This is a genomic window from Lysinibacillus sphaericus OT4b.31, assembly GCF_000392615.1.
Taxonomy (GTDB): Bacteria; Bacillota; Bacilli; order Bacillales_A; family Planococcaceae; genus Lysinibacillus; species Lysinibacillus sphaericus_B.
Genome location: NZ_KB933398.1, coordinates 3,209,705 through 3,233,281, shown reverse-complemented (window position 1 = coordinate 3,233,281; position 23,577 = coordinate 3,209,705). Strand labels below are relative to the sequence as shown.

Genomic DNA, 23,577 nt, shown 5'->3' with positions numbered 1-23,577 from the left:
AAAAGGAGTGCGAACGATGAAAAATATTATGTTAGTTTGCGTAGCAGGGATGAGTACGAGTTTACTAGTGTCAAAAATGCAGAAGGCAGCACAAGAACAAAATATTGAGGCTGATATTTATGCCATTGCTGAAAGTGAGGTTGAAAAAGTATTAGCAAATAAAGCGGCTGATGTACTTTTACTGGGCCCACAAGTGCGTTACTTAAAGGGGTCATTTGAAACAAAATATAAGGAAAAGAATTTCCCAATCGATGTCATTAATATGGCTGATTACGGCATGATGAATGGTGAAAATGTTTTAAAACAGGCACTAAAGCTGATTGGATGAAGGAGGCTGACCAATGGAAGAAACAGTTATGATGCAGGCCATTATGGGCTTAATTGTGCATAGTGGTAATACGAAGAGTGAATGTATGGAAGCCATTCAGTTAGCAAAAAAGGGGCTTATCAGTGAAGCAAAGGAAAAAATAAACATGGCGAATGAAGCGCTTACAGAAGCACATCATTCACAGACAGCTTTATTGACGCAAGAAGCAAGGGGAGAAAAAGTGGAAGTCTCGATGCTCTTAATTCACGCACAAGATCACTTAATGAATGCCATTACATTCCGTGATTTAGCGCAAGAAATGATAGAGCTATATGAACGTATCACAGGGGAGTAGCATCAACTTTTGATGTCACAATAAAAAGCAAAAGGGAGTGTGTGAAATGTTCCGTTTTTTAGAAGAAAAATTTGTTCCGGTAGCTGCAAGAGTTGGGAATCAGCGTCATTTAGTTGCCATACGTGACGGTTTTATCACGATAATGCCATTGACAATAGTGGGATCGCTAGCGGTATTAATTAATAACCTACCTATAGACCTGTATCAAAATGCACTTGACTCCATTTGGAAACATGAAACTTGGACACAATGGGGCGGCAATATGTGGGGAGCAACATTCGGAATAATCTCACTATTATTAGCCTTTTCTATTGCTTATCACCTCGCAAAAGGTTATGACAAGGATGGACTGTCAGCAGGGGTCATCAGTCTTTCAAGTTACATGACTTTCGGTACTTTTGGTGAGGGTGGTTTAACAGGCTTAACAACAGGTACAGGTGGTATATTTATAGCCATTATCATTGCATTACTCTCTACTGAAGTATTTTGTAGATTGTCAGGCAATCGTAGACTGCTGATTAAAATGCCAGATGGTGTACCACCAGCTGTTTCTAAATCGTTTGCAGCATTACTACCTGCTATTATTACAATTGGCATATTTGCTTTAGTGCGTACAATCATTTCGGCTGGCTTTGATATTCCTGATATTGTGGGTTCATTCTACGCAACAATTCAAGAGCCATTTATGGGCTTAACGAATACATGGGTTGCAGCACTAATATTAGCGTTTATTCCTACGTTTTTATGGACATTGGGTGTTCATGGTGCGAACATCATCGAACCATTTATGCAATCTATTAATCTACCGGCAATCGATGCGAACGTTGCAGCGATTTCAGCTGGTAAAGCAGCGCCGTATATCGTAAATAAACCATTCTTTGATGCTTTTATCAATATGGGTGGATCGGGTACGACAATTGCACTTATTATCGCTATTTTCATTATTGCAAGAAAGAATAAACAATATAATACGGTTGGAAAATTATCAACTGCACCAGGTATTTTCAATATTAATGAACCGTTGCTTTTTGGTCTACCGATCGTATTAAACCCCATTTTATTTATACCATTTATCTTAACACCGATGATTAATGTAACAATTGCTTTCTTTGCCACAAAATGGGGTTGGGTTCCAGCGGCGACGGTTCCAGTACCGTGGACGACACCACCGATTATCAATGGTTTCTTAGTGACTCAATCTTGGCGTGGGGCTGTATTAAGTATCATACTGATTGTTGTAGCAGTTTGTATTTACTTACCATTCCTAGCGATGGCAAATCGCGTAGCAAAGCAAGAACAAAAACCGGAATCAGAAACTCAAAATGTAGAAGTGTAAAAGCTTAGTGATGGAGGTATTTGAATTGAGACGATTAGGTATTTCACTATATCCTCAGCATAGTACATTAGAAGAAATGAAACAGTATGTACAGCTAGCGCATGACAATGGCTTTGATCGTATTTTTACTTGTCTGATGTCCTTGAACAATGAGGATGAACGAATAAAATTACAGCAAATTAATGCTATTGCAAAGCAACTGGGATTTGATATATCTGCTGATATCGCACCTGCCGTTTTTGAGGAGCTTGGCTTAACGTATAAAGACATAGCTGTTTTCAAAGAACAATATCATCTAGCGGCATTGCGTTTAGACATGGGATTTTCAGGTCAAGAGGAAGCATTTATGTCACTAGATGCTAGTAATTTGAAAATAGAGTTAAATATTAGTAATGGCACAAAATATCTAGAAAATATATTATCCTACCAACCGAATAAAGATAATATTATTGGTTGCCATAATTTTTATCCTAGACAGTTTACAGGTCTTTCACGTCAGCATTTTTTAGAGACCTCCAACCTATTTAAAGCAAATCACGTTCGTACAGCTGCTATGATTTCCTCTCAGCATGCAATATTTGGTCCTTGGGAAAAAACACTGCATGGCTTACCAACATTAGAGGAGCATCGTCATCTGCCAATTACTGTGCAAGCGAAAGATTTATGGCACACTGGTTTAATCGATGATTGTATTATCGGCAATATGTATGCTTCTGAAGAAGAGATACGGGCATTAGGGCAATTGAATCGACACAAGCTAGAGCTGAAAGTTGTGCAGGCACCCGAAACAAGTATTTTAGAGCAAGCTATACTATATAAAGAACCCCATTTTAACCGTGGAGATGTTTCAGAATATGTTATTCGTAGTACACAGTCTCGTGTTAAGTATAAAAATGGAGATTTTCAAGTCCATGATACGCAACCATTGAAGCCAGGTGATATCACAATTGATAATAATTTGGATGTTCGCTATAAAGGGGAGCTACAAATAGTCTTAAAAGAAATACCGAATGCGGGCTCAACAAATGTAGTAGCGAGAGTTGTAGAAGAAGAGCAATTTTTAATAAAGCAGATTCAACCGTGGGCGTCATTTGGCTTTACGAAATAATTGAAAACTGGACTAAGGATTGAGCCAACAGCGTTTGCGCTCAATCCTTTTTTAAGGGGAGAAGAGGATGTATATACTGGCAATTGATGGCGGTGGCACAAAAACATCTGCAGTTATTTGTGATGAACATGGCAGTATTTATGCCAAAGTAGTCACGTCACGAAGCAACCCAACTGCGATGGATGCCCATAGCTTTGAGTCAACGATTCATGATTTATTACAACAATTACAGGCACAAAATCCACAAGTATTTGCTGCGCTACATAGTTGTTTTGCAGGTATGGCAGGGGTGAAAGAGCGACAAGCTGAGCAAAAAGTGAAAGCGATTATGCAGCAGTATGTTGACAAGACGACGGCTATTGTGATTGAAAATGATGCTTGTATTGCCCTGTATGCAGGTACACTCGGACAGGAGGGCATTGTACAAATAGCCGGGACAGGTGCTATCACAATGGGCTACGATAGTCAGCGGAATTATCATCGTGTTGGTGGTTGGGGTTACCTTTTTGATGATGAGGGGAGTGGTTATGACTTAGGCAATCAGGCGCTCAAGGCCGTATTTCAAAGCTATGATCGGCGGGCGAAGCCAACAGCCTTAACCGATGTCATATTGCATCATTTTTCTGTTGAACATGTACCGCAATTAATAGAGTGTATTTATGGTAAGGATCATCCACGAACAGTGATTGCACCGTTAAGTCAATATGTTTTTGATGTGGCAGACAAGGGGGACAATGTTGCAGTTAGCATAATTGAGGGTGCATGTGAAAAATATTACACGGCGATAAAAGCATGTTACACTCGCATGATATGGGGGCTAAAGGATGTGCCTGTTGTTTTAGCAGGTGGGGTCTTTACCAATGAAGCCTATTTTATGCCAAAATTACAGCAACTCGCAAAAGAGGATGCACTACCTTTGCGATTTATGATACCGGTTTTACAACCAATTGGAGGGGCAGTCATAGGAGCTTTTAAACAGATGAATGTCCAGCTCGATTCCTATTTTGTAGAAGCATTTCAAAAAAATTATAAACAATGGAGAAGTTAAGGTGACTGGTAGTTAAAAAACTAAAAGGTATCGGAAATGCCCAGTATTCCCGATACCTTTTAGTTTTTTCTGTGGTTTTTTGTACAAAACACGTGTTGGTCTGTAGAGTTAGTGTCTCTTACGAGTGCTGCTTACGCTGTTTGTGTATCTCGCCATGTCCAAGTAGCGAGTTTTTTCAAATTCATTGCAACACAAGTAAGCGGAGGCTAGCTGGCTCGTCAGTGGAAAACAGGTGGCTTTTCCGGACCTGATTAGTATTACTTATAATTTATCGAATTTAGATTTTAGTTTACAAGTTCCGTATTCTATCTTTAGGAGATATAAATTTTAATAAAAAAGTTATGATATGATTTTTAGTACTAGGCTGTTTTTTTACCCAGTTTAAAGGAATAACATGCTATTCCTAAGGCTATGAATACCATTAGGCCTCCTAACCATATCAAGTAAATAATTTCTGTATATTCTATTACCAATCCACCTAATCCAGCTCCTAATGTCATACCAATGTTCATAATGGCGGTATTGAAACTTAAAATAATTTCTGACGATTGTGGTTTTAAAGAAGTCAGATAGAATTGGTTTGCTGGAGTTGTTGTCCAAGCTGCAATTGCCCAAATCATGATAGTGATTAGTGTTCCTATAGTAGAGTGTATAGTAAATGTTAAAACCATTAGCACTATTGTATGAATTACTAAACTGATAGTTATTGTTAGGTACGATCCCCACTTATCAACAGCATACCCTCCAAAACGTGAACCGATAAAGGCAGAAACTCCTAAAATTAAAAGAGTCATACTTATCATTTCTATTGAAAAACCTGCATACAGGCTTAGAATAGGAGAAATGTAAGCGAAAACAAGGGTGTATCCGAGAATCCAAAAAGCTGTAATAAATAACCCAATGAGTAATCGTTTATCTTTTATTAGAATCAATTGTTGTTTTATGGGCATTGGTTTATTCCCATCTAATTTAGGAATAAATTTTTGAAGTAACATGATATTGAGACATGTTACAACTCCGATAATAAGAAAGATATTCCGCCAGTCTATATATGCTGCAGTAAAAGTTCCAATCGGGACTCCAAACGCTAAAGAAACAGTAAATCCTGTAATGACGGTTGCCATTGCACTTCCGCGCTTGCCAGGTTGAGCAAGGTGAGCTGCGTAATTCGTTGCTACGACAATATATAATCCTCCACTCAAAGCTAGCACAACTCGGGAAAACATTAGAATTGTGTAATTATGGCTAATGTATGCGATGATATTTCCTGTTAAGAAGATAACCATGGAATAGAGTAGAACTTTTTTTCGATCAAACTTAGAAGTGACCATTACTAAAATAAGGGCACCTATTGCATAGCATAAGGAATATATAGTGATTAATTGTCCAGCGACTGAAACAGATATATCTAAATCAGAAGAAATTATTTCTAAAATTCCTGATACTACAAATTCCGCTGTCCCTGTTACAAAGGCACCTAAAGTTAATAAATATATGGCAAAATGATTCAAAATTCTCCACTCCTTTTTCTATCGTGTTTTTTATTTTATCTAACATGATATCATGAGTAAAATTGATATTTTTCATAAAGGAGATGAGCGTTTACTCATGAGTTTTGCGCGTTTTGAAGTATTTAGTAAAATTGCAGAGCTTGGAAGCTTTACGAAAGCTTCTCAACAATTAAATATGACCCAGTCTGCAGTGAGTCATGCTATGACGAGTTTAGAATCAGAGTGGGGAGTTTTATTAATAAATCGTGATCGAAGAAAGGGGATTACACTGACTGAGATAGGGCAAAAATCACTTCTTCACATCAGAGAAATTTTAAATAGAATGGAACATATTAATCAGGAGATTGCATTAGTTAGAAATCTAGAAATAGGTACGATTCGTATCGGTACTTTTGCCAGTGCATCATCCTGTTTATTACCGAAAATACTTTCTGAATTTCAGAAAAAGCATTCACAAATAGAGTTTAAATTTTATGAGGGTTCATATGAGGAAATAACAGAATGGCTAAATATTGGTATTATTGACATTGGGTTTGTTGTAGAAATGGATTCAACTTCGACATTTGAAATAATACCTCTTATTAAAGATAAAATGGTTGTAGCATTTCCCCGTAATCATATGTTGAATTACCAAGAAATTATAAATATTCAAGATTTGCAAAAAGAACCTTTTATTATGCCAACAGGGATGTATCAACGGCATATTGAAGCTTTGTTTAAGCAAGAAAATATACACCCAACTATTCGTTTTGAAGTGCATGATTGTAATACAATAGCAAATATGGTACAGGAAGGTCTTGGCATTACAATTGGTCCGGAGTTATTTTTAAAAACGCAGCCAAACGTTCAATTAGGTACCTTAAATTTAACCCATTGGCGTCATGTGGCTTTAGCTTGTCCTTCTGTAAAAGAAGCGTCCCCTGCAGTTAGAGAATTTCTTGCAGTTGCGAAAAAGGTTTTTAAAAGTAAGAACTGACTTATCAAAGCCTTGTACTCTTGGAAGAAAGATTATTACTGCTAAAATGCTGAATGTAAAAGTCCCATTTTCCCACATTTGGGGAATCGGGCGAATTTCAATTCTCGTTTATTTAATATGAAAAAAGCGCTATTTTTATCGAATTTGCCTAACAACTTATTTTCGTAGTAATTTTCACTTGATGAATATCGTGATAAAATGTAATATAGGTTTGATTTTATCTTAGTATATAACTAGGTTTACTAATAAAAATTTCAATAAATGGAGAGTGTAGGAATGTTACATCAATTTTCACGTAACGAGCTCGCAATTGGCACAGAGGGACTCGAACTTTTAAAAAATACAACAGTGGCCATTTTAGGTGTTGGTGGTGTCGGGTCATTTGCAGCGGAGGCATGTGCACGCAGTGGTATTGGCCGTATCATTTTAGTAGATAAGGATAATGTAGATATTACGAACGTCAATCGTCAACTAGTCGCATATCTTTCAACGGTAGGTAAATCAAAATCAGGTACCATGAAAGAGCGCATAGCTGATATTAATCCAGAGTGTGAAGTGATTGATATGCATATGTTTTATACGGAAGAAACATATGAGGAATTCTTTGCACAGGGCATTGACTATGTCATTGATGCGAGTGATACAGTGATGTATAAAATCCATATTATGAAAGAATGCCTAAAGCGTAATATCCCTATTATATCAAGCATGGGAGCGGCAAATAAAATGGATCCAACACGCTTCAAAATTGCCGATATTTCTAAAACACATACAGATCCATTGGCAAAAGTCATACGCACAAAACTACGGAAAGATGGCATTCATAAAGGCATAACTGTCGTGTTCTCCGATGAAAGTCCGATTGTGGTGCGTCCAGATGTTGTAGAACATGTAGGAAAACCTGATGCAGCCATTCGTAAGGCGAAAATGCCCCCATCTTCCAATGCCTTTGTACCCTCAGTTGCAGGTTTAATTGCCGCAAGTTGGGTAGTGAACACCATTTTAGCAGATGTGAAAATTACACGTGTGCAAGGCTAATTCAGTGTTCTATAGTATATAGCTTCAAACAATATTTCTTTTAGTATTAACTTCTGAAAAATGATGAGTCATTTCGTTTTGATGAGGAGTGCTTTCCAAAAAGTAAGTGCTATATACTGGAGTTTTTTTGAAACAGAAAGTAGTCGTCTCAAGTGACTTTAGAGACGGCTACTTTTTCTATGTTACAATAGGACAGTTGAAAAATGAGGAGGCATTATAATGGAGCAAATTTATCAAATGGAATATAGAGGCTTGAATCTATTCGATGAAATTAGCACAGTGGAGTTAGCAATTGATGAGGCTAGACGGACAATACATATTTTTGATGTTGGACAGGTTGTGACACCTATTTTCAATTTTGATGTATCTGCTTATGAATTATCAGATGGTTTTTATAAAATGGCTGATATACTTCGTCATAAACGTATATTAACAGAGCAACAACCTGCCAGTGAACTGACGTTAAGCGAATGGCTAATTTCCAATAATGCGTATTTTTATAGTCCAAAACATAGAATTAAAAAGTATGTCAATGGCTGTATCGTAGAAATAATTGATGGAGAAAAAGAACAATTCCTGTTTGATGTCTACGTGCAAAGAGTTTAATTTTACCAAGATAATAAATCTCACGTTCGCAAAATGCTAAGAATTCACGAAATTGCCTTATTTTTTTCATGAGCTCACTTCTTCTTTTGGTTTATTGCTATAATTTGAATAATTCCAATATATATACACAAGTAGTAAATTTGTTTGGAATGTACAGGACTACTTAGGGGAAGTTGGACTGGCGTTTGATAAAACAAATGAGAACATGGGAGAGTGGGAAAATGGAAATACAAGTAATTCGTGATCATTTAGATATTGTAAAACTCCAAGACAAAATGAATAGTATTGTATTTGACTATCTGGACACATCTAACAATTATACAAAGGCAATGCGAGGACTAAAACCTTTATATGTACAAGTAACAACCTTTTATAAAGAGCATGTGGCTGGTCTGGCTGGTGAATTACCGACTGCGAATACGTATTGGCACCTGTTTATAGATTGTAGTGCAAAGCTTTGCTATTTTTTAGCAGCATCTACCTATTATGCAACAAATGAGCTGCAAAAAACACCAGAAAAAGTGGAGCGATTATTGGCTATTGCTGCCTACTCATTACCAAGTATTGAACAGGAAGAAAATGAAGAATTTTTGACAGCTATTTTTGCACTCTATCATGAAGTTGTTGGAGATGATGAAAAGACTACTGCACTGCGCGAAGGAGTTTTAGCGCAAAAAGGTGATGTGAAACAATGTTTACATCAATTTAAAGTCTTTGTTGAGAAGGAAACCACTGAATAATATTGAATTTTTACCATTGTCATTAGTAAAGAGGCAATGGTTTTTTTGATCCCGCCATAACGGTCAGTAAGCCGACGCCAAGTGGAAAGATGACAATAAGTGAACGGGGTGGACGATCAACTGACCGTAAAAGCCCGAAACAAGCAGTGGGGATGAAGAACTCCCACTGCTTGAAGTTTCACTTTATCTTTAAAATTAGCGTACGGTCTTTTTGTAAGGCAAGGAATTTTGCTGATATGTAAGCTACAGCCAATAGAGGTATTTAAAGTTTTATGTCGAAATATAGATAAAAAAAGCAGAAAGATGCCAATCAACAAGGTTAATATAGGATAAATGCATGAAGTAGAAATGTGAAAAAGTAGTAGAGCTCAACATATCACTTTGTAGGAAGGGGGCTTAGCAATGTTAGTAAACGGCATTGAAATCGATTTGTTTGATTTAGAAAAACCGCTTCTATTAGTCAGCAAAGAGGATGAATTATTGTTTAATCAACTTATAAAACCAACGCTTGAACAGGGGCTCATACAATGTCAATTGGCGCTATCTACTAGAAAATCTATTTCGTTGGTGAGGGATATTTGGCTGGCAATGTACAAAGACCTTGAAAAATTATTTATCAATAGCGGACATGCAATGTTGTATCCGATTCGTTTGATTCTTTTCGAGTTAGTGACGCAAGAGGAGCACTTTAAACGTTTGGCAGCAAAGTCTCGTGAAAATGAATGTCTTTCACTCATTTATGCCGTTATCTTTTTACAATTTGTGATGCAGTGGCTAAAGGAGCGATTTAGCGACAATCAGGCGGTTTACGATGCTTTAAAGTTCCTATATCGAACGACAGATGATAATGCTGATGACGACCAAACTTCCATAACGAGAGAACAGGCAGTGGCTCAAGCAATTGCAGTGAAATCAATACGCTTAGAGGTACAGAATAATAATCAAGAGTTTGCTAGCTTACTGTTTCAAACATATAATTTTGTTAACTATTTACATGAAAAAGTTGATGCCAAAGAAATGACAACATTACCTTCAATGCGAAATGTAGCCGAAACATTAAATTTATTTTATAGTAATCGATACACAAACAATAAAGCAGGTTTTACAGGATGATTGCCAAAAACAGTTATCCTGTTTTTCTTATTATCAGAAAAATTAATCCGTTGTTATGTGAATTAATTTTTTTGATGGAGCGTAAGACGGCGACTTCACGAGTGGTACTTTTGATTGGATACCTTTTAATGTCTGTGTTGTCAATCTGGTATCAAAGTCAAAGGAGGAAGATGATGGCGCAAATTCAACACGTGCGTTTTGATATGGAACGTGTATCACTTGTGATCGGTACGCTTGCCCACTCAGTATCAAAATTACAAGTTAAATAGTAAAAAAAGTGATGCGACTTCCAGCGGCATCACTTCTTATTATGCTGAAACGTTTTCAATTTTTCGTAGATACCTGCCATTCGTTTCTCTTCGCCTGCAATAACGGGCTTGTAAAATTCTGTGTCAACCAGTGCGTCAGGTAAATACTGCTGATCCACCCAGCCGCCGAAAGTGCCGAGAGGGCTATTGTGAGGGTATTTGTAGCCAACATGACCTAAATCTTGTGCATCACTGTAATGAGCGTCACGTAGATGAAGTGGAATATCACCTGTTTTCCCCTCGTTGATGCTGGCAATGGCCGCATCAATTGCTAAAATGGCAGAATTTGATTTCGAAGCAAGGCACATTTCAATGACAGCACTTGCTAGGGGGATACGGGCCTCAGGTAAGCCGAGCCGTTCTGCTGCTTGCACGGCGGCGAGCATATGGGCACCGACATCTGGATTAGCAAGTCCGATATCTTCATAAGCCATAACGAGTAAGCGTCGACTAACAGCTACTAAATCACCGCTTTCCAACAAATGTGCTAAATAATATAATGCGGCATTCGTATCACTTCCACGCACTGATTTTTGCAGGGCGGACAGTAAATTATAAAAATGAGACCCGTTTTTATCACCGTATACACCTATTCGCCCGATGAGGTGTTCGATGATATGGTTTGAGGCAATTGTTTGTCCATTTACTTCATCGCTCGCATAGTAAATCGATTCAAGTAAAGTAAGTGCTTTACGAGCATCACCATTAGCCGCTGTTGCAATTTGTTCAATTTGTTCTTCCGATAGCACAAATTCATATTTACCAAGCCCTTGCTTCTCATCAGTAAGGGCCTTTTTGATGAGCTCAACTAAATTCTCAGTAGTTAGCCGTTTTAACTGGTGGATTTCCCCACAGCGCGAGCGAATAGCTGGATTCACATCATGATATGGATTCTCTGTAGTGGCTCCAATCAACACGATGGAGCCGTTTTCAACGTGTGGTAATAACGTATCCTGCTGTAATTTATTAAAGCGATGAATTTCGTCCAAAAAAAGTAGGACTTTACCGGATATTCTTGCTTCCTGTACAATGTCCTCCACATCTTTTTTCCCTGCGCGAGTCGCATTTAAAGAAAAGTATGACAGCTGCGAGCTACCAGCAATTGCATTGGCAATTGACGTTTTGCCAATACCTGGTTCACCATAAAGTAACATGGACGGGACATGTCCATTTTGAATCATTTTATAAAGAGCGGTATCAGGTCCGACGAAATCTTGTTGACCAACGATTTCATCGAGTGTATGTGGTCGCATGCGATAAGCAAGTGGTTCATTATGCAAAAGTCATCCTCCGTTCGTACGCTTGTTCTAATTTATAGTATATCATATCGTTATAGGACTATTTCCGAGTTCTACGAGCGGATATTATGATATACTGTCTTTAGTATTTTGACTAGACTAATGAGGGTGATAAAATGAAAATTTCAACAAAGGGCCGCTACGGGCTGACAATTATGATTGAATTGGCAAAACATTATGGTGAAGGTCCAATTCCACTACGTAAAATTGCCGCAGAAAAGGAACTTTCTGAAGCATACTTAGAGCAATTAGTATCGCCATTACGTAACTCAGGCTTAGTAAAAAGTGTGCGCGGTGCATACGGTGGTTATATGTTAGCGAATCCACCAAGTGAAATTTCGGCAGCGAGTGTTATTAGTGTCTTAGAAGGTCCAATCCAGCCGGTAGAAGGAATCGAAAATGAAGAAGCACCTCAACGTGAGTTGTGGCTTCGAATCCGTGACGCTGTAAAAAATGTTTTAGATACAACGACAATTGAAGATTTAGCACAATACACAGAAGGAAATGTAGTAGATGGCTATATGTTCTATATTTAAAAAAGTCTAGGCTAAAGCGCCACCCTTCGAGATGTTAATTGTTGCCACATAGCTGTGGACTCATGGTGTCAAGAAATCCCCTGTAGAAGTGTGAATTCGCACTTTACTGTGATTTTTTCGACATGCTGGGAGTTCGGTAATCATCCAAGGTGTGATGTTTTTATGGCAACTGATCGTCGAGGGTAAAAGGGCACTTTAGCGCTTTTCGTATAAAGGAGTTTTCAACATGAATTCATACATCTATCTTGATCATGCAGCGACATCACCAATGAATGACAAGGTAATTGACGCTATGACTTTAGCGATGCGTGCGGTATATGGGAATGCATCAAGCATTCATGGTGCAGGTAGAGAGTCACGCAAACAATTAGATGATGCACGTGAAGTACTGGCGCAGTCCATCGGTGCAAAGTCAGGTGAAATTATTCTAACAAGTGGCGGCACAGAAGCTGATAATACAGCGATTCTAGGTACAGCTTATGCACGCGCTACTGAAGGTAAGCATATTATTACAACACAAATTGAACATCATGCAGTGTTACATACGTGCGAAAAGCTTGAGCGAGAAGGCTTTGATGTGACATATTTACCAGTAGATACCGAGGGGCGCGTTTCTGTAGAAGCGGTTCAGAGGGCACTCCGTGAGGAAACGATACTAGTAACGATTATGTACGGTAATAATGAGGTTGGTACCATTCAACCAATTGCTGAAATTGGTGAGTTGTTACGCAACCATCAAGCGACATTCCATACAGATGCTGTACAGGCCTATGGATTAGAGACATTTGATGTAACAGAGTTACAAGTTGATTTGTTAAGTGTATCTGCACATAAGATGAATGGACCTAAAGGAATTGGCTTCCTTTATCACAAGACAGGTACGCCGCTCGCTAGTTATATACTTGGTGGTTCACAGGAGAAAAAACGTCGTGCGGGTACTGAAAATGTACCTGCTGTTCTTGCTTTTGCTGCAGCCGTCCAAAGTGCAAGTGAGTTGCGTTCAGACAAGCGTGCACTGTACAATCACTTTAAGCAAATTATGCTTGATGTTTTCACACAAGGAAAACTGTCATTCCATGTAAATGGAGATACAAAAGATGTACTACCACATGTATTGAATATAAGCTTTACAGGCATGGAAGTAGAATCATTTTTAGTAAATCTTGATATGGCGGGCATTTGTGCCTCAAGTGGTTCAGCGTGTACAGCGGGCTCAATTGAACCTTCACATGTGTTAGTTGCGATGTTTGGGCAAGGCGCTGAGGAATTACGCAATTCAATTCGTTTTAGCTTTGGTGAAGGTTTAACGGAAGATGATGTACGACAAGCCGCAGAAAAAACAGCAACAATTGTACGAAGACTCGCAAATTAATAAGTGACAACTACACTGTTTTTAAAATGAGCAGATAATTTAACAACTCTGACGAATATCACTTTTGTTGTTCGTTGTGGTGAAATTGATTGAAAGAAAAGGTGACAGCAAATGAAAGAAACACGTAACCCATCACAAATTCGAGTCGTTGTCGGCATGTCGGGTGGGGTAGATTCTTCGGTTGCGGCATACTTGTTAAAGCAGCAAGGTTATGAAGTAATCGGGATTTTTATGAAGAACTGGGATGATACAGACGAAAATGGTGTTTGTACAGCTACAGAAGACTATGATGATGTCATTAAAGTATGTAACCAAATCGGTATACCCTACTATGCAGTGAATTTTGAAAAGCAATATTGGGATAAGGTTTTCACTTACTTTTTAGAAGAATATAAAGCAGGGCGTACACCAAATCCTGATGTCATGTGCAATAAGGAAATTAAGTTTAAAGCTTTTCTTGAGCACGCGATGAATTTGGGTGCAGATTATTTGGCGACTGGGCACTACGCACGCATCGATCGTAGTGGTGAGGGCGAAGTTCAAATGCTTCGTGGTGTTGATGACAATAAAGATCAAACTTATTTCCTCAACCAATTATCTCAGGAACAGCTAAGTCATGTAATGTTCCCAATTGGTGATATTGAGAAAAAAGAAGTGCGCAAAATTGCAGAAGAAGCTGGTCTTGCTACTGCCAAGAAAAAAGATTCGACAGGCATTTGTTTCATCGGTGAGCGTAATTTTAAAGGATTTTTAAGTCAATATTTACCCGCTCAACCTGGTAAAATGGAAACGATGGATGGCGTTGTAATGGGTCAACATGATGGCTTAATGTATTATACACTAGGTCAACGTCATGGCCTTGGTATTGGTGGAGACGGTGAACCTTGGTTTGTGCTCGGCAAAGACTTAGAACGAAACGTGCTACTTGTTGGACAAGGCTTCCACCATGATGCAGTGTACTCTACTTCACTAACAGCTGTAAAAATGAGCTATACTTCGACAAAAAAATTGCCCGGGAAATTTTCATGCACGGCGAAATTCCGTTATCGACAAACGGATACACCAGTAGAAGTGGAAATTTTAGAGGACGGTCGTACACATATTACATTTGCTGACCCTGTACGTGCTATTACGCCTGGACAAGCTGTTGTATTATATGATGGTGAAGTGTGCTTAGGCGGCGGGACAATAGATGAAGTCTTTAAAAATAATGAAAAATTAACATATGTTGGATAACTTGTGATTAGGCTGCCGTTAACCTGATGTAGTATATATTTCCCAACTATTGATGATATGTGTTTTCATTCAGTGGAAGGGTACAAAATTGAGTTAAGTGATATACTCTCTGGTGAATGCCACGGATATTGAACAGTGCTTGCATAGTTTAATATCCGTAGGTAATGAACGAGCAGTCTTTCGCTACATAGAGGTGAAAAAATGGATTTTAATGAACAGGGCATTCTAGCATTTCAAGAAAAACGTTATGAAGATGCGGCCCAGCTTTTTACACAGGCAATAGAAGCTGAGCCTGAAAATGCAATTGGATATGTGAATTTTGGTAATTTGTTAGCGGTACTAGAGGACACAGAGCGCGCAGAGCGTTTTTTCCAAAAGGCTATTACAGTGGATAATTCGGCTGCAACGGCTTACTACGGCTTAGCTAATTTATATTTTAATGCCGAGCGTTTTGCCGAAGCGTTGAAACTTTATGAGCAAGCGGTGACACATAAAATCGAGGGTGCCGACGTGTATTACATGATGGGTAAATGCTTTGAACGTATGGAAAATCCCAAGCTAGCCTTACCATATTTACAACGTGCAGCGGAGCTTTCGCCAGAGGATACACAAATTCGTTTAGCTTACGCAATTGTACTTTGTGCATTAGAAATGTTCGACGAAGGTAAAAAAGAATTGGACTTCTTAATCGAACAGGATTGGAATAATGCAGATGCGCATTACAATTTAGGTGTACTTTACGCGGTATCGACAGAGCAAACAGAAGATGCCATGTATCACTTAAAACAAGCCTTTACGTTACAGCCTGAATACGAACAGGCACGTTATATTTACGACATGATAGCACAACGATTTAATTAATGAAAAAGCTCGTCAGACTGTAGTCAACTCAAAAAATTGAGTTGTTTACAGTTTGTTTTCTTTTAAAAATAGAAATATTTATATGAACCCGTTGATTTCCGCTACGGCGGACGCTTTTCGCGGGCATGGCTTCAGTCTCCTCGTCGCTACGCTCCTGCGAGGCCTTCAGCTCATGCGATTCCCGCAGAAGTCGCCGCCTGCGCTCCAATCAACGAGTGTAACTATAAATGATTGAGGTGATGGATAGGATGACGAAAAATAGTAATAATGAACGACATCCATTAGAAATGCTGACATCAGAAAATCATTAAACGTGTTTTGTGAAAGAAAATCATGGTATACGTCTGAAAATTTTACTATGGATAAATATTTTTTCATGCAGGCGATGCTTACTTTTTGCCATGAGTTTGAAGAAGCTATCTAATTGAACATGGTAAAGTTTACCGAATGTCAGAAAACAGTTGCTCGTAGCGTACTCCTGTCGTTCATAGGGATTATTTGTAACTACTATTTCTGATGAAATTTCAAAAGGTATTCGGAATGTGATCAGTTCGAATACCTTTTGTCGTGAGTCTGGCTCGTCTCTACTACTGTAGATGACGAGTTTTTTTTGTGTACTTTCTTATATATTCAAAAATAAAAGCGCCAATTGCAGGGATAAAAGCTGTTAATGAAATAAACATTAAAGATAAAAATAAGTTATCTGCAATCCATGGGATATTGCCGAGTGCAAAGCCTGAAAACAGCCATACGATTGTCCAAATAAGTGCACCTAGACAATTGTGAATAAAGAAATTTTGAAAACTGTAGGAAGTAAAACCACTTACAAACGGTACGGTGGTGCGCATTAATGGCACAAAGCGGGAAAAAGTAATGGCAATTTTCCCATAGCGTTCTAAAAAATTTGTAGCCTTCAAAATTGTCTTATCTGGAATAAAGCGAAGTGGAGAAAAACGCCATGATTTTGCTTTTGTATTATTTAAAAATTTACCGATTGTATAGTTTTGTGCATCACCTACAACGGTAGCGATGAAAAATAATAGAAACAACAACCAAATATTTAAATGACCAATCGCAGCAATTGTACCACTGGCAAAGACTGTAGAATCACCAGGGAGAAAGGTTAATAAGATAAATGCTGTTTTGGCATAAATGATGAAAAATAACACGATATACATAACGATACCGTATTCAACAATGTAGCGATATAATTCAGTATCAATTGTCTTTAAAAAGGTCAGGGTTTTTTGCATAATAGGAAATTCCTTTCTGCATTATTCAACGACTTCCTGGTCAGATATTAAAAGAGACAAATATTTTGCTAAATGAGCAACAGGTGTCTCGTCTATAAACGATGATTCTGTTTCATTGGCTTTTAATATATTTATTTCCTTATTAAGACGTTCCATTTTGCGATCAAGTTCAGCTGCTTGAAGTGCTGCATCTTTTAGTTCCGTCCGAATATGCATAGGGACCTCTTTATTATATTTATAATAGATTTTATGCTCTAAGCTGGCCCAAAAATCCATCGCAATTGTGCGGATTTGAATTTCAGTGAATACTTTTTCCACACGGTCCGACATGAATATAGGAATTGTAATGATGAGATGTAAGCTTTGATAGCCGTTTTCTTTTGGTTCGGCAATATAATCCTTTACATCAACGACTTCAATATCACTTTGCGCCTGAAGCATAGCACTCACTTTATAAATGTCCTCCACAAATGAGCAAGTAATACGTACGCCAGCAATGTCACGAATATTTTCGCGAATAGCGTTAATTGAAGGCTCTAATTCCTTTTTCTTCACTTTTAACAAAATACTTTTTGGTGATTTTATTCGAGTTGACACATGTTCGATCGGATTATAGTCGTGAATGAGCTTAAATTCTTCTTTTAATATGTTTATTTTCGTCTCAATTTCATTCAGTGCAAATTTATATCCTAAAAAGAAACGCGTTAGCTCTGTTTGGAAGGTTTTTAAGGTAGTTGTTTCGAATTCGTTTTTCATATATTGTGAAATCCTTTCTAAGATAAAATAAACGATTGGTAGTGGGAGTCCCACACGTAGTAAATTAATGTATCGAGTTACGAGGTTGCTTATGGTGGTTTTATTTAGCTGTACATTTCATCAGTTTTCGCTAGTCCTTTAAACTTCCCACTTTTAAGCTTAACAAAATTTACATGAAATTAGAAATAAGTGCTCCAAACAGAAAAACCTATCTTCAACAGGGAAGATAGGTTTTTCTCGCATTATACGATAATTTCAGCATTTAAGTTGTATCGTTTATTAAACTCCTCGACAAATAACTGTAAATCGATATAGGTGCCGATATAAGGTTCAGTTTCTTGATCACGCAAGAAACCACATGTCGCTTTTAATGATTTCGAAAATTCTAACAGCATTTGCTCGTTATCAAGTTGTACGTGTAAGGATAAAGAATCATCAAAAGTATTCACTTTAAAATACTTGCCATCAATGATGCGCTCTAAATTGGTTTCTTTGAATGGAAAAACATAATCTTTATATATTAGTTTCATCATAGCCCGCCTTTTCACAATAATTTACAACATCTGAATAAAGTAAGTCTCCTCCAAAAATAGATAGGGCACTACCGATTGTCACATGCAGCTTACCGTTCGCGATTTTCTCGAAGGTTGCCAAATCGTCTAGAGAACGAACACCCCCTGCATAGGTTGTTGGAATCGAAGTCCAAGCCGCTAAATCATGTACTAAGCTTTCTTGCATGCCACCTTTTTTTCCTTCTACATCAACAGCGTGAATTAGAAGTTCATCGCAAAAGCCTTCAATATATGCAATGGAAGCAGCATTCACTTCAAAATCGCTAAACTTCGTCCATTTATCAGTGACAACAAACCATTTGCCATCACGCATACGGCAGCTTAAATCGATAACAAGATGTTCTTTTCCCACAGCGTTTACTAATTGTTCTAGGCGGCCAATATCGAGCTTGCCATCATGGAAAATGAATGAAGTCACAATCACATGTGAAGCACCTGCATCAATATATTGTTGTGCATTTTTACTGTTTATGCCACCACCAACCTGTAAACCACCGGGATAAGCACTTAACGCTGCAAACGCGGCTTCTTCGTTCCCGCTACCAAGCATAATGACATGACCACCCGTTAACTGGTCTTTCGCAAACATATTGGCATAGTAATGAGAATCATGCGTAGAAATGAAATTTTCAACAACTGCTTGATCTTCATGTCCAAGTGTACTGCCAACTATTTGCTTTACTTTGCCATCGTGTAAATCAATGCAAGGTCTAAATTCCAATAGTTCCACAATCCTTCCCGTACAACACTTTCATTCTTTATATCATAGCATGGAAATTGTTAAAATAGCCGTGAATTGTCATTTGTCAAAATAATGATAAAAGATTTTACGGATTTCTATCTTAAAACGATTTTTCTAGGCATGCTGTGGTAAAATAAAAAGATTGAAATGAACGAGAAAGGGACGAACGACAAATGGCAGAAAACCTAGATTTATTTGAGCTGAATAAATTTTTTATTCTCGGACGTCCTATCGTCTCAATTTTTCATAATGCGCAAAATATGTATTCCATCGTCCGTGTGAAAATTCAAGAAACGAATTTACAATATGACGATAAGGAAATTATAGTTGTCGGTTATTTTCCGCCACTGCAAATGGATGAACAGTACCGATTTACTGGAATATTGAGACAACATCCAAAATATGGTGTACAATTTCAAATTGAGACGTTTGCAAAAGAAGTGCCAGCCACTGAACAGGGGATTGTCCATTACTTATCAAGTGACCTATTTGTTGGTATTGGTAGAAAAACAGCAGAAACAATTGTTGAAAAGCTTGGTGCCAATGCGTTGCGTCTTATTCTAGAGGATCCAAGTGCACTCGATGTCGTACCTCGTTTATCCGCTGAAAAAAAAGAGATTATCCATCGTACAATTGAACAAAATCTTGGTTTAGAACGTGTCATGATTCAGCTCAATGACTGGGGCTTTGGACCACAGCTCGGAATGAAAATTTACCAAACATATCGTACCGAAGCAATTGAATTATTAACAGAGAATCCTTATCGCCTTATTGAAGATATCGAGGGTGTTGGCTTTTTACGTGCGGACGAGCTTGGTGAAAAATTAGGTATTAAGGGCAATCACCCTGACCGTATCAAGGCTGCGATTTTACACATCTTAAATACAGCAGCACTATCAGATGGACATGTGTATTTAGATGCTGAGCATGTATTACCACAAGTAAAAGACATGCTGGAACAAAGTCAACGTGAGGAAATTCCTTTTGAGGCAATTTCAAGGGCTTGTATTGAAATGCGAGAGGAAAGTAAGATTTATGGCGAAGAAACGAGGCTTTATTTGCCATCCTTATATTTTTCAGAGGTCGGTATTGCCTCCAAAATTTTAGCGTTAACCGAACGTAACAGTAAGGCTGAACATTTTAGTAAGGATGAGATTCGTAAGGCAATCGGTGAAACGGAAGAGTTACTAAACGTCACATATGCCGAAACACAAGCCTTCGCGATTGAGCAAGCCCTCAATTCAGCAGTGATGATTTTAACAGGTGGACCAGGAACAGGGAAAACAACCGTTGTAAGAGGTGTCGTGGAGGTCTATGCAAAACTACATGGGCTATCACTTAATCCAAAAGAGTACGCGCAAAAAGAAGAGCCCTTTCCTATTATTTTATGTGCACCTACTGGCCGTGCAGCGAAGCGTTTATCAGAGTCGACTGAGCTACCTGCAATGACGATTCATCGTTTATTAGGTTTTACAGGGCAAGAAAAAGAAGAGGAAACTGAGCGTGAAGTGACAGGTAAGCTTATTATTGTTGATGAAATGTCAATGGTTGATACATGGCTTGCTCATCAATTGTTGAAATCATTACATGAGGACGTACAGGTAGTATTTGTAGGTGATCAGGATCAGTTGCCACCAGTAGGGCCTGGACAAGTTTTAAAGGATTTACTTGCCTCTCAGCAAATTCCTACCGTAGAATTAACAGACGTTTATCGTCAAGCAGAAGGCTCGACAATTATTGAACTAGCCCACCAAATAAAACGCGGCACGATAGCACATGATTTAACAGTTAAAACATCAGATCGTTCATTTATTAAAGCCTCATCAGAGCAAGTGGCAAATGTCGTCACACAGGTTGTCAAAAGTGCTGTGGCAAAAGGGCAAGAAATTCGAAATATTCAAGTACTAGCGCCAATGTATAAAGGACCAGCGGGAATTGATAATTTAAATAAAATGATTCAAGAGCTTATTAATCCAAATGATACAGGCTCAAGAAAAGAACTTGTCTTTGGTGATGTAACCTATCGGATAAAGGATAAAGTGCTTCAGCTCGTCAATCAACCGGAAAGTAATGTCTTTAACGGCGATATGGGTGAAGTGATTAGTATCATTAAAGCAAAGGAAACGATCGACAAGCAAGACTTACTCGTTGTGTCTTTCGATGGTATTGAAGTGACCTATCAACGTAGTGATCTTAACCAATTGACACTTGCTTATTGCTGCTCTATTCACAAATCGCAGGGCTCGGAGTTTCAAACAGTTATTATGCCGGTAGTGCGTGGCTATTCGAAAATGCTACGTCGTAATTTGTTATATACGGGCATTACACGGGCGAAAAATTTTCTCATTTTATGTGGGGAACCTGATGTGTTAGCGCGTGGTTTACAGCGTACAGATGATTTACAACGTTTTACCTCGTTGCGTGCCCGACTTAATCCGATGGAAGCAACTGAGGAAATGATTGAAGTAGTAGAAGCATCTCCAACTGATGCAACTGTGCAGGAAGAGAAGCAATCTGGTCCTACACAGCTCACGGTAGACACAATGCCACATATTCATCCAATGATTGGAATGGATGGTGTTACACCGTATAATTTTATGGATGAAAGTAATTAAATAAAAGATTTATGAGGTGAAGAAAGTGAAACGCATCGTTTTATTGCTCCTATTTATGCTGCTTTTGCCGTTAGCGCAAGAAGTACATGCAAATAATACGGTCATTCAGGTAAATGAGGAAGCAACAGTCTTTGATAATCGTTCAGGCTCACTTGTACAAGTAGGAACATTATCAGCTGGACAAACCTTTGTTGTAACAAAAGATTACGGAGCCAATTGGTGGCAAATTAGATGGGGCGGTAATTATGGGTATGTTGATAAACGTATTACAACAGTTGTGCCAACTACAACCTATAAAAATACCGTACCATCAGTTGTACAGATAAAAGATTATATAGTGGCTACGAGCGTCACGCCGATTTATGATAATACTGGTAACAAGCTGGTACAGTTTGCAACACTGTCAGAAGGTGTTCGTTTCCCTATTTATAGTAAGATGGGCAGTTGGTATGGTATTGCTGTGAACGGCCGACTTGGATATGTACATAGTAAGTTTGTTGAAGAAGAAAAAGGTGAAGACACAACAAATCCATCGACTAAACCGACTGAGAAACCTACGCCAACACTGCCAAGTAAAGAAAATGGCTATATTGAAGCGTTAGAAAACACCATACTCTATGATTTGCGTCGAGAAAATCATGTGATGGCAATAGCTACTTTATTAAAGGGACAACAGCTAGAGGTGACAAATGCGGAAGATGCGACCTATGTACAAGTGCGTTGGGGCAAAACCTTCGTCTATGCTGAAAGATCGAAAGTGAAATTTGTTCATACACCTGCCTATAAAAATATAGGGAAAGATAATGTGGTGCAAAACCAATATTTCATTCCTATTTCTGCTAATAGTGATATTTATGATCGTTCTTCAGGTAAATTACAACCATTTGCGAAACTAGATGTAAATCGCCGATATCCGATTTTGCGAAAAGAAGCGAATTGGTATGTGACTACGCTTGGAGGACGTGAAGGCTATATTCACAGTTCAAAGGTAGCATTAGACCGAGGAGTACCTGTGATGATGTATCACCATTTTTTAAAAGAACATGAGCTTGGTCGCTTTAAAAATGTTAGTACAACGATGACAGACGTTCAGTTTGCCAATGAAATGCAGTATTTAAAAAGTAAAAATTATGAAACAGTAAGTATAGATGAATTATTACGTTTTATGCGAAATGAAATTACATTGCCTGCGTATTCCATCGTATTAACATTTGATGATGGCTTATTATCAACACGTGAATATGCATATCCTGTGCTAAAAAAACATGGTTTTCAAGCGACGCAATTTTTAATTACGTATCGTAATGAACATTCGCCAGCGGAGCAAATGTTTGATTATACAGACTTACAGGCAATCTCAAGACAAGATATGGCTAATATGCAAGATGTTTTTACGTATGAGTCACATACGTATAACTTACATGATATTGTGGGGAATAAAGGAAAAATGTTGCTCATTCCATATCATGAAGTGGTACAGGATTTAAAACGTAGCTTAACGATCATTCCTGGTGCCAAGGCATTTGCCTATCCTTTTGGTCAATACAATTCCAATACGATTTACGCTGTAAAAGAAGCTGGATTTTCAATGGCGTTTTCAACAATGCCTGGCTATAATAATCCATATGATGATGCCTATCAAATTAAACGTTTGTATAGCGATCAAAAAACATCATTTGCGGAATTCCAAAAAATGGTTTCCCCGTACACCAAATAGCAAATTGCCCAATCTGATTTAAATTCAGTTTGAAGAAAAAAGGTTTCGAGAGTGCTCAGCATTCTCGAAACCTTTTGATGTGCGCCCGGCATGCGTATGAACTATAGGGTGCAAGTCCCGAACTCCGAAGACAGAAGTAGAGGTTAGCCAAGAGCAAGGGTGTCCGTGGCGAC

23 protein-coding genes are annotated in these 23,577 nt (G+C 38.3%); 17 read left to right on the top strand and 6 right to left on the bottom strand.

Translation table 11 applies throughout. The features are described 5' to 3' along the window. Positions 1 to 16 precede the first annotated feature (16 nt). The 5 genes from H131_RS14890 (at position 17) to H131_RS14870 (ending at position 4,154) form a co-directional block, all read left to right on the top strand. On the top strand, positions 17 to 328 hold the full coding sequence (locus H131_RS14890; protein WP_036130405.1) for a PTS sugar transporter subunit IIB: 312 nt from the start codon (positions 17 to 19) through the stop codon (positions 326 to 328). A gap of 13 nt (positions 329 to 341) precedes the next feature. After that, a complete protein-coding gene (locus tag H131_RS14885) occupies positions 342 to 662 on the top strand; it encodes a PTS sugar transporter subunit IIA (protein WP_010860001.1) in 321 nt (106 codons plus the stop codon). Between the two features lie 46 nt (positions 663 to 708). After that, positions 709 to 1,998 carry a PTS sugar transporter subunit IIC gene (locus H131_RS14880; protein WP_036130403.1) on the top strand — a complete coding sequence of 430 codons (1,290 nt, stop codon included), beginning with the start codon at positions 709 to 711 and terminating at the stop codon, positions 1,996 to 1,998. 25 nt (positions 1,999 to 2,023) lie between these two features. After that, positions 2,024 to 3,106 carry a DUF871 domain-containing protein gene (locus H131_RS14875; RefSeq protein WP_010859999.1) on the top strand — a complete coding sequence of 361 codons (1,083 nt, stop codon included), beginning with the start codon at positions 2,024 to 2,026 and terminating at the stop codon, positions 3,104 to 3,106. Between the two features lie 67 nt (positions 3,107 to 3,173). Continuing rightward, on the top strand, positions 3,174 to 4,154 hold the full coding sequence (locus tag H131_RS14870; protein WP_010859998.1) for an N-acetylglucosamine kinase: 981 nt from the start codon (positions 3,174 to 3,176) through the stop codon (positions 4,152 to 4,154). Between the two features lie 359 nt (positions 4,155 to 4,513). Here H131_RS14870 and H131_RS14865 read toward each other — a convergent pair whose 3' ends face one another. Next, entirely contained in the window at positions 4,514 to 5,665 is a 1,152-nt protein-coding gene (locus tag H131_RS14865; protein WP_010859997.1) for an MFS transporter, read from the bottom strand. A gap of 97 nt (positions 5,666 to 5,762) precedes the next feature. On the opposite strand from H131_RS14865, the gene H131_RS14860 reads away from it, so the two are divergent. The 6 genes from H131_RS14860 (at position 5,763) to H131_RS25015 (ending at position 10,407) form a co-directional block, all read left to right on the top strand. Then, complete coding sequence (locus H131_RS14860; protein ID WP_036130400.1) at positions 5,763 to 6,641, top strand: LysR family transcriptional regulator; 879 nt, start codon at positions 5,763 to 5,765, stop codon at positions 6,639 to 6,641. Positions 6,642 to 6,917: 276 nt separating this feature from the next. Beyond that, entirely contained in the window at positions 6,918 to 7,679 is a 762-nt protein-coding gene (locus H131_RS14855) for a tRNA threonylcarbamoyladenosine dehydratase (RefSeq protein ID WP_036130398.1), read from the top strand. 219 nt (positions 7,680 to 7,898) lie between these two features. Beyond that, positions 7,899 to 8,285, top strand: coding sequence for a hypothetical protein (locus H131_RS14850; RefSeq protein WP_036130395.1), 387 nt, complete (start codon positions 7,899 to 7,901; stop codon positions 8,283 to 8,285). A 221-nt stretch (positions 8,286 to 8,506) separates the two neighbouring features. After that, positions 8,507 to 9,025 carry a hypothetical protein gene (locus tag H131_RS14845; protein ID WP_036130393.1) on the top strand — a complete coding sequence of 173 codons (519 nt, stop codon included), beginning with the start codon at positions 8,507 to 8,509 and terminating at the stop codon, positions 9,023 to 9,025. A 402-nt stretch (positions 9,026 to 9,427) separates the two neighbouring features. Continuing rightward, on the top strand, positions 9,428 to 10,138 hold the full coding sequence (locus H131_RS14840; protein ID WP_036130390.1) for a hypothetical protein: 711 nt from the start codon (positions 9,428 to 9,430) through the stop codon (positions 10,136 to 10,138). Continuing rightward, entirely contained in the window at positions 10,135 to 10,407 is a 273-nt protein-coding gene (locus H131_RS25015) for a hypothetical protein (protein ID WP_196228892.1), read from the top strand. Before H131_RS14840 ends, H131_RS25015 begins: the two co-directional genes overlap by 4 nt. Positions 10,408 to 10,436: 29 nt before the next feature. Here the strand turns inward: H131_RS25015 and H131_RS14835 are convergent, their stop codons facing one another. Continuing rightward, positions 10,437 to 11,726 (bottom strand): replication-associated recombination protein A, encoded by a 1,290-nt coding sequence (locus tag H131_RS14835; protein WP_010859994.1) that lies wholly within the window; start codon positions 11,724 to 11,726, stop codon positions 10,437 to 10,439. A gap of 134 nt (positions 11,727 to 11,860) precedes the next feature. Here H131_RS14835 and cymR point away from each other — a divergent pair, with 134 nt between their 5' ends. From cymR to H131_RS14815, 4 genes are all read left to right on the top strand, one after another. Continuing rightward, on the top strand, positions 11,861 to 12,280 hold the full coding sequence (cymR, locus tag H131_RS14830; protein WP_010859993.1) for a cysteine metabolism transcriptional regulator CymR: 420 nt from the start codon (positions 11,861 to 11,863) through the stop codon (positions 12,278 to 12,280). A 226-nt stretch (positions 12,281 to 12,506) separates the two neighbouring features. Then, positions 12,507 to 13,652 carry a cysteine desulfurase family protein gene (locus tag H131_RS14825; RefSeq protein WP_036130385.1) on the top strand — a complete coding sequence of 382 codons (1,146 nt, stop codon included), beginning with the start codon at positions 12,507 to 12,509 and terminating at the stop codon, positions 13,650 to 13,652. A gap of 111 nt (positions 13,653 to 13,763) precedes the next feature. Beyond that, complete coding sequence (gene mnmA, locus H131_RS14820; RefSeq protein ID WP_010859991.1) at positions 13,764 to 14,888, top strand: tRNA 2-thiouridine(34) synthase MnmA; 1,125 nt, start codon at positions 13,764 to 13,766, stop codon at positions 14,886 to 14,888. Between the two features lie 201 nt (positions 14,889 to 15,089). Next, positions 15,090 to 15,749 (top strand): tetratricopeptide repeat protein, encoded by a 660-nt coding sequence (locus H131_RS14815; protein WP_036130382.1) that lies wholly within the window; start codon positions 15,090 to 15,092, stop codon positions 15,747 to 15,749. 587 nt (positions 15,750 to 16,336) lie between these two features. Here H131_RS14815 and H131_RS14810 read toward each other — a convergent pair. The 4 genes from H131_RS14810 to hisA form a co-directional block, all read right to left on the bottom strand. After that, on the bottom strand, positions 16,337 to 17,002 hold the full coding sequence (locus H131_RS14810; RefSeq protein ID WP_010859990.1) for a DedA family protein: 666 nt from the start codon (positions 17,000 to 17,002) through the stop codon (positions 16,337 to 16,339). 21 nt (positions 17,003 to 17,023) lie between these two features. Continuing rightward, positions 17,024 to 17,758 (bottom strand): GTP pyrophosphokinase, encoded by a 735-nt coding sequence (locus H131_RS14805; RefSeq protein ID WP_010859989.1) that lies wholly within the window; start codon positions 17,756 to 17,758, stop codon positions 17,024 to 17,026. Between the two features lie 242 nt (positions 17,759 to 18,000). Beyond that, positions 18,001 to 18,288: a hypothetical protein gene (locus H131_RS14800; RefSeq protein ID WP_010859988.1), complete on the bottom strand. Its 288-nt coding sequence runs from the start codon at positions 18,286 to 18,288 to the stop codon at positions 18,001 to 18,003. After that, a complete protein-coding gene (hisA, locus tag H131_RS14795; protein ID WP_010859987.1) occupies positions 18,272 to 19,051 on the bottom strand; it encodes a phosphoribosylformimino-5-aminoimidazole carboxamide ribotide isomerase in 780 nt (259 codons plus the stop codon). The genes H131_RS14800 and hisA overlap by 17 nt, the downstream gene beginning before the upstream one ends. Before the next feature lie 194 nt (positions 19,052 to 19,245). Between hisA and recD2 the strand changes: the two genes are divergently transcribed. Next, the gene (gene recD2, locus H131_RS14790; protein ID WP_036130376.1) at positions 19,246 to 21,687 is read left to right on the top strand and encodes an SF1B family DNA helicase RecD2; all 2,442 of its coding nucleotides are present in this window, start codon (positions 19,246 to 19,248) and stop codon (positions 21,685 to 21,687) included. Positions 21,688 to 21,712: 25 nt separating this feature from the next. Next, the gene (locus tag H131_RS14785; protein WP_051112151.1) at positions 21,713 to 23,404 is read left to right on the top strand and encodes a polysaccharide deacetylase family protein; all 1,692 of its coding nucleotides are present in this window, start codon (positions 21,713 to 21,715) and stop codon (positions 23,402 to 23,404) included. Positions 23,405 to 23,577: the final 173 nt, after the last annotated feature.